Below are 11903 nucleotides of genomic sequence, written 5' to 3' on the forward strand. Positions count from 1 at the left end.
GGTTCAAGCTGAAGTTGATAAGTTATAATATTAAATTAAGTTAACACAATATCCTAGTTAGGTTTACTCCCTAAACGGATAGTAGAATTAAATATAATAAATAGAGAAAAAGCTTAGCCAGTGCCCGCTGGTTAAGTTTTTTCTGTTCATCAAATAAATTAGGCATGCTCAAGGGAATATCAAATAAATTTAATGGATAATATCCAAAATCAAGCAAGGCTGCTGGGACTGACCTTGCTTATTTTGTTTGATATCTTATTTAAAAGGGTAGATAAATTATGAAAAGGAAGCTACCGTATGAGAAGTCTGTCCCTCTTGTTCATTAGTATCTTTAGGATTAGAAAATAAAACCTAGCAAGGATACAAACAAGTAAAAAGAAAAGTGAAAAGATAAAATGATTGACTTGCTATCTAAGTTTTTCAGCCATAACAAGAGGGACAGGCAATTCAAGATGTTAGAGATACATTAAAAGTAGTCTGGAATAAATGTTTATATCCACTAATAATTAAAGTAGAGCCAGTCCCCACAGAACTTAGCAGTGGAAATAACTATTGCAAGAACCTGATGCCTAGTATTACACAAAATTCTCTCATGAAATATTAAGTTGCTATTCCCTTTCACATGCCAATAAATAGAGAGAAAATCTAATCAGTGCCCGCTGGTTAAGTTTTTTCTGCTCATTAAACAATTTAGTTGTGTTAATAAATTATCTTATAAAATATAAGTAAAACAATATCCTAGTTAGGTCTACTCTCTAAATGGATAGTAGAATAAATTAGGCATGCTCAAGGAAATATCAAATAAATTTAATGGATAATATCCAAAATCAAGCAAGGCTGCTGGGACTGACCTTGCTTTTTTTGTTTCATATCTTATTCAAAAGGGTAGATAAATTATGAAACGGTAACTGCTCCATGAGAAGTCTGTCCCTCTTGTTCATTAGTATTTTCAAGATTAAAAAATAAAATCTAGCAAAGATATAAACAAATAAAAAAGAAGAGTTAAAAGTAAATATATTATTTTACTATTTAAGTTTTTTAGCCATAACAAAAAAAAGAAGGTGAATAGATTAAGAAAAGTGGCTATTTTGAGTTTGAAGCCATAACAAGAGGGACAGGCAATTCAAGGTGATAGATATACATTAAGAATAATCTAGAATAAAAGTATATATCCACTAATAAGTAAAGTAGAGCCAATCCCAGCAGTTACGGAATATGAACTTCCTTTTAAGATTGGTATTTTCAAAAAATTGACCTAATAAAACTAAGCAAGGCTATGGGACTGACCTTGCTTTTTTGCTTGATATCATATTAAAAAAGGGAACATAAATTAAGAAAAAGTAATTAGCCCATGAGAAGTCTGTCCCTCTTGTTCATTAGTATTTTTAGGATTAGAAAATAAAACCTAGCAAGGATACAAATAAGTAAAAAAGAATAGTTAAAAGATAAAATAATTGTCTTGTTATCTAAGTTTTTCAGCCGTAACAAGAGGGAAAGGCAACTCAACATGTTAGATATATATTAAGAGTAATCTAGAATAAAGGTGTATATCCACTAATGAATTTGCTAAAGCCAGTCCCAATAGAAACGGAAGATAAACTTCCTTTTGTTCATTAGTATTTTCAAAAAATTAATCTAATAAAACTAAGCAAGGCTATGGGACTGACCTTGCTTAGTTTGTTTTATATCTTATTCAAAAGGGAACATAAATTATAAAAAGGTAACTACCACATGAGAAGTCTGTCCCTCTTGTTGATTGGTATCTTTAAGATTAAAAATAAAATCAAGCAAGGATACAAACAAATAAAAAGAAAAGTAAATAAATTAAGTTACTATCTAAGTTTTTTATCCATAACAAGAGGGACAGGCAACTCAATATGTTGGATATACATTAAGAGTAATCTAGAATAAAAGTATATATACACTAGTAAGTAAAGTAGAGCCAGTCCCTGCAGGGATAAAAAGTAAAACTTTTTCTTTTTAATTTCTACATTTTAAATATCAAACTAATAGAGTTAATTTCAATAAATGACAATTAATTAACATAATTATACAAAACATGTATAATTTTAAGTGTGATTGACACAAAAGTGTTAAATGATTTAATATTGTGAAAAGTGAATTATTTAATTCATGAAATTAGTAATTTTATGAGATTTTATGAGATATGAAGATATATATATATTAAATTTTTATATATTGGTTCCGTTTTATATTTAAAATTGTTAATTTCAAAATTTGCATACATTTAAAATTGAGGCTAGTGTAAAAATTTAAAAATGAATAATTTTTTGCAATTAAGATACTTATATTTTAAAAATAGTTTCAAATTAGATTGTGTTTTTCTATAATACAGCCCAAACGCATTTTAAATATATTAAGAATTCAAATTAAATATTTTCATAATATTTAATTTGATTCTTAATAAAAATACAAAATTATTATATATAAATTTAATTCATTATTGAAATTGTAAAATAAATTATTTAATTTCTATGTATTAAGTGAAAATTGGTAATTATATAATCGATAATTTTTAAATTTGAATTGTTATTTGATTTTAAAATCTTAATAAATAATAAAGATTAAAAAGACGTCTAGATTTTAGGCGTCTTTTGTATTAAATAGAAATTAAAATAGGCAATTTAATTAAGCTTGTTATCTATGTTTTTCAGCTGTAACAAGAGTGAATCAATTAACAATTATGGATAATATTACTCACCTTGTTCCTAATATTTCAAAACAGAATTATGGGTTACAGAAAAAAATGAATATATTTAAATGTAGAAGGATTTATTCTTACGTAGACAAAAATTAAATCTTATTAAAGGTATTGAATAGTAAGAAAATATTAAACGTCATAAGGATTAAGAAAAGTGACTATATTGAGTTTAAAGCCATAACAAGAGGGACAGGCAACTCAAGATGTTGGATATACATTAAGAGATATCTAGAATATATGTGAATATCCACTAATAAGTAGGGGATAGCCAGTCCCGGCAGCTACGGAAGATTAACTTCCTTATTTGAGACTGACTTTGTTTTTTCAGTGTATGTAACTTAGTAAAAAGGACAATTAAATTATGAAGAGGCAATTAGTAAATGATGTATTTTACAATTTTATTCATTGGTATTTTCAAAAAATTAACCTAATAAAACTAAGCAAGGTTGCTGGGACTGACTTTGCTTGTTTAGCTAAGTATCTTATTTAAAAGGGTAGATAAATTATGAAAAGGTAACTAGCTCATGAGAAGTCTGTCCCTCTTGTTGATTGGGATATTCAAGCTAAAAAAATAAAATCTAGTAAGGATATAAACAAGTAAAAAATACATATATTTTTTTGTTACAAAACGCATATGTTTTTGTTGCATTACATATTAATTAAAGTATATGTATTGAATAACACACAAACTATAAAATTTGTTTTATAAATGAAGATAATTTTAAATGTTTTTTGAAAAAATTTCATTTAATGTATTGCATATATTACCAAAAGTGAGTAAAATATATTATAGATGAAAAAATGACTTCGGTACATTTTTAAGTAAATTTATTTTTATTAAGATTTATATTTTTTTATGTAATTAATTTGCCAGCTAAAATTAATTAGGAGGGATGGCTGATGAAAGGTAGTTCAAGAATTATTGCATCAGTAGTAACTGCAACAATGTTAGCTACTAGTGCTAATTTGACTGTATTTGCTAGTTCAAGTAGTTCAGATGGTCAAATAAGAGAAAAAATAATTAATATATCAGGAGAAACAAGATATGAAACTGCAGTTGAAGTGAGCAAAGAATGGGGCGAATGTGATACTGTTGTTTTAGTTAATGGAGAAAATATAGTAGATGCATTACCAGCATCGCCATATGCATATAAGATAGATGCACCAATATTATATACAGAAACAGATAGATTAACACCAGTTACAAGAAATCAAATAAAAAAATTAAAAGCTAAAGAAGTTGTAGTTGTTGGTGGAAGTGGTGTAATTAGCGAAAATGTAGTAAATACTTTAAAAGGAATGAAACTTTCAGTTAAACGTATAGAGGGAAAAGATAGAGTTGAGACAGCAGCAGAAATTGCTAAGCAAATGGGAAATTTTGATGACGTTGCAATTGTAAATGGTATGACAGGTATGGCTGATGCATTATCAATAGCAGCTCCAGCAGCACAAAATGGAATGCCAATACTTTTAACTAATGCTAGTGGAGATAGTTTAGGAAGCGGAAAAGAAATAGCAGATGAAGCTAAAATCCAATATATAGTTGGTGGAGACGGTGTTGTTAAATATTCATTGGAAGATTCACTTGATAATGCTGATAGATTAGAGGGAATCAATAGAAATGAAACAAATGGAGAAGTTCTTCAAGAATTCTATTCAAATGGTCAATTTGAGAATTTATATATATCAAAAGATGGAAGCAAGAAGGCATCAGAATTAGTTGATGCATTGACAGTTGCACCATTAGCAGCTAAAAATGAATCACCATTAATGATTATAAATAATTCAATATCAGCTAAACAAGAAGCATTTTTAAAGAATGTAACAGCAGATAAAATAACTACTGTTGGTGGAGGAGTAAGTAAAGTTAATGTTCTTAGAATATTTAAGACATTAGAAGAAAATAGAATAGTATCAAATCTAAAACCTATATTCCCAGATTTAGATGATGCTGAAGCTCCAACAATAGAAAGTGTAAAATATGGTGGAGAAAAGAACAATAAGATATTTGTAAATTATAATCAAATGATGAGCACTTCAGGCAGAGGATCTGTAAAAGATAAGAGCCTTTATGAGATAAATGTTAATGGACAAGGATATAAGTCTATAAGCAAAATATCAGGTGCTACTATAAAAGATAGTATAGGAAATAGAAATGTTACAATAACTCTACCTAAGTCTGTATTAGAAACAAATACAGGTAGTAAAGAAAAAACTAATTCTGATTTAGTTAAAATAAGAATAGGAAAAGTAAAAAATATTAAAGGTAAAGTTTTAGATACAAGTGCCTTAGATAAAGATATAAAAGCTGAATTTGATGGAAAGGTATCATTAAATTCAAGAGAACCAGAAGTTATAGATTCTAGAAAAATAGATATATACTTAGATGGTGAATTTATAGGTGTTAATAAAGTTGATTTATCTAAAGTATATTTAGATATAGATAAAGATAATATATCAACAAATGGTTTAGGAATTAGTAATAGACCAGAAATTTTAACAGCTTATACTAGAGGGGTTAGTTCAGATGTTTGTAAGGTAACAGTTATTTTCAAAAATAAAGTTTTTGAAGATGATGGTACAAGTTCTGTATTAAAAAATATAGAATTTAAAGAGGGTGCAATAAAAACAAAACTTGGAACTCCCTGTGAAAGTTTTAAAATAGCTATAGAAAAAGGAAGCTCTACAGGTGGTGGAAACACTGGAATTGGTACAATAGAAACAACACAAATACCATTTGTAGATGGAAAAGAAGAGTCAGCAGCTAGTGAATATACAACAAAATTAAAAACTCTACTAGCCAAGCTTTCAGGTATTGAAGCATTATCTAAATTTGAAAATTTACTTTCAATAAATGGAGAACCAATTGATATAAACTTTGGTGAAAATAATAAATTTAAAGATTATAAAATAAATGTTGATAATGAAATTCCTAAGTTTATAAAAAGTGGAATTGAAATAAAAGGTAAATTATTAAATGAAGATGGAACACCTAAAGTAACTTTTTCAGCAGCAGAGTTACAATTGTTAATAAGAGCAAGTAAGGTGAATCCAGCAGATTATCCAACAAAGTTTACTGAAGAAGAATTAAAACTTTTAAAAGTAGCAAATGCTAAGTATGAAGGTTTAACTAAAACTTTAGAACCTATGTTTGCAGCTATAAACAATCCTATAATACCAACATTTGATGAAAGTGGTAAGGTTATAAATTTAACTATAGTATCTCCAATATATTCAATGAATGGCAAGCTAGATATGAATGGAATAATGGCTGCATTAGCACCAATGCTTAAACCAGGTGTTGGATTAAATGATGATGGAACTATAAATTATGATAAAATAATTAGTGCACTTGAAACTATGTTAAATGTTATAGGACCAAAGAATTTTGAAACAGCCATAGGAAATGATACAAAAGTTGCATACAATAATGGATATAAAGAACCAGCTAATTTAGCAGTTTTCATAAAGGATGTATATACAGAAGATGTTAAAAACATTGTTGGAAAATTAAAGGATTTAAAACCGGAATTAACAGGTAATGGAAGCATAACAGATAAGATTAATATTATAAAATCAAATTTAAGTATTAAAGAAATGTATACACTTTTAGAAACAGCTAAGAAAATTCCACAATCATTATTGTGTACAGGTGAAACAAATAAAGTTGTAGCTGAAGTTACAGCAGCAACAAAAGCAGAAGGTGGAATTAAATTTACTTCAGGAACTATATTTGAAAAGCATATTGTAGTAGTTGTAAATTTAAATGGTAAAGAAGAAGAAATAAAAGTAACTATACCATCAAAATCAACATCATTAAGAGTTGCAGATACTGTTAGAAATGTATTAAATAAAAATGATGGAAAATGGACAGAAAAATATGAAGTAAAACCTGGAAAAGATAACAATGTAATATTACAAGCTAAAAAAGCTGGTAAAACAGGTGATACTTTAAAAATAACATTAAAGTAGAGATATAAATAAAATATTAATAAAAAAGACTTAACGCAAAATGTTAAGTCTTTTTTTATTCTATAAAATAAATTTTAAATTACATCATACCAAATATGAATTTTCTGGAATGAATTCCAGCCTACAAAAAACATGAATTCTAAACTGCAAGGTTAGGAAAGATTAAAAATGATATAAATTAAATAAATAAAAAAGTAGCTAGACTTTCAATCCCGGAAATGTTGATATGGAGATAAAATTTAAAATTATATTAAAACTATAAAAAATGGTAAGTTTGGGACTCTATAATATTGATTTGGAATTATCACTTGACAAACTTATTATGTTAAAATTCATTTTGCAAGTCTCAATTCAAATTGTGTACAGGCTTAGGCGTTTAAAGTTTTTAAAGGAAAATTTGGAGGTGTATATTTCAATAATATGAAATTTATACACTAAATGTAAACAAATTATAAATTAAATTTATTTCGTATAAATATTAAATTAAATCCATTGACAGTAAATTACAACGATGATAATATTTTGAATAGAGAAATTAAATAATTAAGATAATTTAAAAAAATGAAGGAATAGAATATAAAAATTCATTTTAAATTCATAATGAGTTTTTGTGTTTTTATAATAATTTAATTAATATACTAATATAATATTTAATATAATTATCAATATTAAAAGCATTGAAAATACTGTGTTTTATTATGATGATAATTAATGAAAAACATATTTGGAATACACATTTAAATGTAAAGAAATTAATTTAACAAAATAAATGCAAAAAAGCAATTAAATGAATTCAATCATTCATATTCTTTGATGAGATAAAGTTAAAAAACAGAATGATAAGTCAATTTAATTTAGGAATTAATGTAAAAAATAAATTATAAATTTTAAAAATATTAAGAATAAATTATAAATTTTACTTAAATTTACTTAAAAATATTAATATGAATAATTGAGAAGTTATTCTAATTAAAGGGGGATTTGTTTCATGGGAAAAAAATCACAGGTGATATCTACTTTTTTAATAGGTGCTACACTTACTACTTTAGGCTCTAATGTTTTTGCTGTAGAATCAAAAACTACAATAGAAAGAAAAATGTTAGCAGGTCAACATAGGTATGAAACAGCAGCAATAGTTAGTAAACATGGGTGGACAAGTGCTGAAAATGTTGTTTTAGTAAATTCAGAAGCTATTGCAGATGCTTTAGCAGCAACTCCTTTTGCTAAGTTAAAGAACGCACCAATACTTTTAACTACAGAGAAGAGTTTAACAGAAACAACAAAAACTGAATTACAAAGATTACAAGCTAAAAACGTATTTATAATTGGTGGAGAAGGTGTTGTATCTACTTCTGTAGTAAAAGAATTAACTGATATGGGTATAAAAGTAGAAAGAATATCAGGTCAAGATAGAGTTTCAACAGCTATTGAAGTTGCAAAAAACATAAATTCTAAAGAAGTTGCAGTAGTTAATGGTTATACTGGACTTTCAGATGCATTATCAATTGCACCAGTAGCAGCAGATAAAGGTATGCCTATAATTATTTCTTCTAAAGATAATTTAGGAAAAAGTAGTGAATATATAAAAGAAAAAGGAATAGAAAAGTCTTATATTGTAGGTGGAGAAGGTGTTGTGTCTACTTCTGTTGAAAAATCACTTCCAAATGCTGAAAGAATAGGTGGAATTAGCAGAAATGAAACTAATGCCAAGGTATTAGAAAAGTTCTATTCTGAAAAAGAATATAACAATGTTTATATAGCTAAGGATGGAAATCCTAATGAAAGTCAATTAATAGATGCTCTATCAGTATCAGCTGTAGCAGGAAAAGAAAAAAGTCCACTAGTTTTAGCAGGTTCTGTATTAAATACAAGCCAAAAAGCTTATTTAGAAAATAAAACTGCAAAAACAGTTTATGAAGTAGGCTATGGAGTTAATAAGAGTACAGTTGAAAATATAGTTAAGGCATTAGGGGTTAAAGATGTAAAACCAGATCCGGATCCAGAACCAGAGAAAAATGTTATGTCTGTTAAAGCTATAAATGCAAGTCAATTAAAAGTTGAATTCGGAAAAGCTGTAGATGAGAATAGTGCTACAGATTTAGAAAATTACAAAATAACTAATGATGATAATAGTAAGGAAGTTTTACTTGATGAGAAAACATCAACAATTGAGTTAAGTGAAAATAAAAAGTCAGCAGTTGTAACATTAAAGCAAGGATACAATATAAAACGTAATCAAACTACATTAAAAGTAGAAATAAAAAATATATATTTAGATGGAAGTAAAGATAAAATAGACAATTTTAAAGATGATGTAAGAATATTAAGTACATCTATTCCTGAACTTGTAAGTGTAAAACAAGTAGGAAAGAAAGAATATGATTTAACATTCTCTGAGCCTGTTACAGCAAATAGTAATAATGATTTAAGGAATGCTATAAGAGTTGCCAACAATCAATACCCATCAGAAGTAAAGGCTAAGTTTGACAATAATGGTTTAAATGCAAACACTGTTAGAGTAGTTCTTTCATCAGAATTAAAAGATGGAGAATATGAAATAGAATTAAAAGACGGAATATATAATTATGCTGGATTTAAAGTTGAAGAAGGAACTAAAAAATTTACTTCAGCAAAAGATGAAAGCGAAATTAAAGCAGTAGTTGACAAGGTTGAAGGAAATGAAGTTACATTAAAATTCAATAAACCTATAGATGAAGAGAAGTTATTAGAAAAAGAAGCAAAGGAAAATATTGAATTTTATTTAGATTACAAAAATAGCGATTATAAAATGAAATTAAAAAGTGTAGAAAATGACAAAATAGTTCTAACAAGTAATGACTTACCACTAGGTAAACATAAAATACTTGTTAGATATAAAAATGATAAAAAGGATAAAATACAAGATTTATGGGGAAATAAGTTTGCAGAAGCAGATATAGAATATAACTTAAAAGGCGAAAATGCTCCAACAGTAAAAGCTGAATATAATAAATATGATAATACTATAGATTTTAAATTTAACAAGTCTGTTACAGGTGCAGATGATCCAGAATCATATATAGTAACAGATGCTGATGGTGAGGAAATTGAATGGGATGAAGAAATAAAATGTAAAGATAAGGGGAAAGGTGATAGAGAATATTCAATTGATGCATCACAATTTGAAGGAATTTGTAAAATTGAAATAGTAAAAGGGAAAATTAAAGATACCACTGTAGCTAGAAATTCTGTTGAGCCAGTTACATTAGAAGTTGAAGTTGCAGATATAACACCAGCAGAAGTTAAAATAGCAACTTATGGTGGTGAGCACGGGGAACAAATATTTGTAAGATTTAGTGAAGCCATGAGAAAAGAAGGCACTGGTTCTGTGCTTGATATGAAAAATTATTTGGTAGATTATAATGGAAAGGGATACAAGCCATTAAATGAAATTGAAGATGCTGAAATAGACATAAGGGAAGATGATGATTTAGTTGCAATAACATTACCAGATAAAATAGATACAGATAAGAAAGTAAATATACGCATTGGATCTGTTGCAGATGCTAATGGTAAATTTATAGGTATGAGTGGAATTGAATGTAAAGACATTGGTGATGATAGAGTAATAAGTATGTGTAAAATAGAGAATATAGAAGATTTAGATGGAAAACAATCAGGGGAGATAGAAGCATTTGATAATAGTACAATAAGAGTTTATTTTGATAGAGAAGTTAAATTTGTGAATCTAAGCAAAATAAAATTAGATTTTGGTAATAATAATGAAATTTCACCTATTTCAATGAAATTAGTAGATGATGAAGATGAAGATGGCAATTTGGTATATAGATTAGATTTAAAATTCTTTGATGAGAATAAAGACGATGATGACGATGAAAAAGAGGAGAAGGATGTTTTATTTAAAACAGATGCAACTATAGGTTATAAAAACTTTACAGAAGGAACATTAAAATTTGAAGCAGAAGCTTTAGAAACTATAAATTATTCACCTTCAAAGGCTATAGAAAAACCAATTAATAAAGTTATAGATAAAGTACCAGCAGAAATGATAGAAGATGCAACTATATTAAGTGGTAATAGAGTACAAGTTAAATTTACAGAGCCAGTAAATGTAAATAGCATTTCAGCAGATACATTTAAAGTTAAAAGTTCAACTGTAGATAAAGTAGAATCAACTTCAGGTAAATATACTGATGAAGTAATAATTTATTTAGAAGAAGAAACAACTAAGCAAGAGCTTACAGTAACTCAAAAACTTCCTATAAGAGATAGGTTTGATAATAAGACAGATACAAAAAAATTAGGAGAAGCAACTGCAATATACTATGGAATATCAATGAAGAGTATAGAATTAAATAATGATAACAATTCAGAAATTACTTTAACATTTGATAAAGAAGTATCAAATGATGTGAATTCAGATGACTTGAAAAGTAAAATAAAGATAGATGACAAAAATTTATTAGAAAAAGATAAAGTTATAGTAGATGGTAAAACAATAAAAATAATATTAGCTACTCCATATAAGTTTGATAGTGAAAATGTAGAAAACAATAAGAAAGCAATCACTATGGAAGCAGGCGCAGTTAAGTGTGAAGCAGGAAAAGATGATCCAGCTGGTGATGAAGTTCATTTATCACGTGCAATAAGTACAAGTGTTGAAGTGAAAGAAATGAAATAATCTTAGTATGGAAATATTATTAATTTATTTGAATGTAAGTATGAAATAACTCAAGAGTTGAACAGTATGTAAAATCAGCTCCCCGGTTGATTTGGTGAATTAAATTAAAAAAATAAATCTAACTACATTTCAATTTTATTGAAATGTAGTTTTTTTATGAGCAAGCAAGGTCAGTCCAAGGAGGCTTACTGAGTTTTATTGGTTTATTTTTTGGGTGGGATACCAATCAACCAAAGGAAGTTTATCTTCCGCAGATAACGGGACTGGCGCTACTTTACTTATTAGTGGATATGCACATTTATTCCAGACTACTATTAATGTATATCTAACATATTGAATTGCCTGTCCCTCTTGTTATGGATAAAAAACTCAGATAGCAACTTACAGAGATAAGGATTCTAACTTTTTACTTGTTAATATCCTTGCTGAATTTTATCTTTTTAACATTAAAAATACCAATGAACAAGAGGGACAGACATCTCATGGGCTACTTACCTTTTCGTAATTTACTTACCATTTTGAATAAGA

Annotated in this window: 2 protein-coding genes; both read left to right on the plus strand. The window is 27.4% G+C overall.

Going from position 1 to position 11903, the window contains the following annotated elements:
* Positions 1-3622 precede the first annotated feature (3622 nt).
* Entirely contained in the window at positions 3623-6694 is a 3072-nt protein-coding gene (locus tag BN346_RS20790; RefSeq protein WP_051540548.1) for a cell wall-binding repeat-containing protein, read from the plus strand.
* Between the two features lie 988 nt (positions 6695-7682).
* Complete coding sequence (locus BN346_RS20795; RefSeq protein WP_051540549.1) at positions 7683-11375, plus strand: cell wall-binding repeat-containing protein; 3693 nt, start codon at positions 7683-7685, stop codon at positions 11373-11375.
* The last annotated feature ends 528 nt before the right edge of the window (positions 11376-11903 follow it).

It is taken from the genome of Clostridium ihumii AP5 (assembly GCF_000612845.1).
Taxonomy (GTDB): Bacteria; Bacillota; Clostridia; order Clostridiales; family Clostridiaceae; genus Clostridium_J; species Clostridium_J ihumii.

Excerpts from the sequence above, each read along its gene's own strand:
- BN346_RS20790 (WP_051540548.1), top strand. The coding sequence starts at position 3,623 with ATGAAAGGTAGTTCAAGAATTATTGCATCAGTAGTAACTGCAACAATG.
- BN346_RS20795 (WP_051540549.1), top strand. The coding sequence starts at position 7,683 with ATGGGAAAAAAATCACAGGTGATATCTACTTTTTTAATAGGTGCTACA.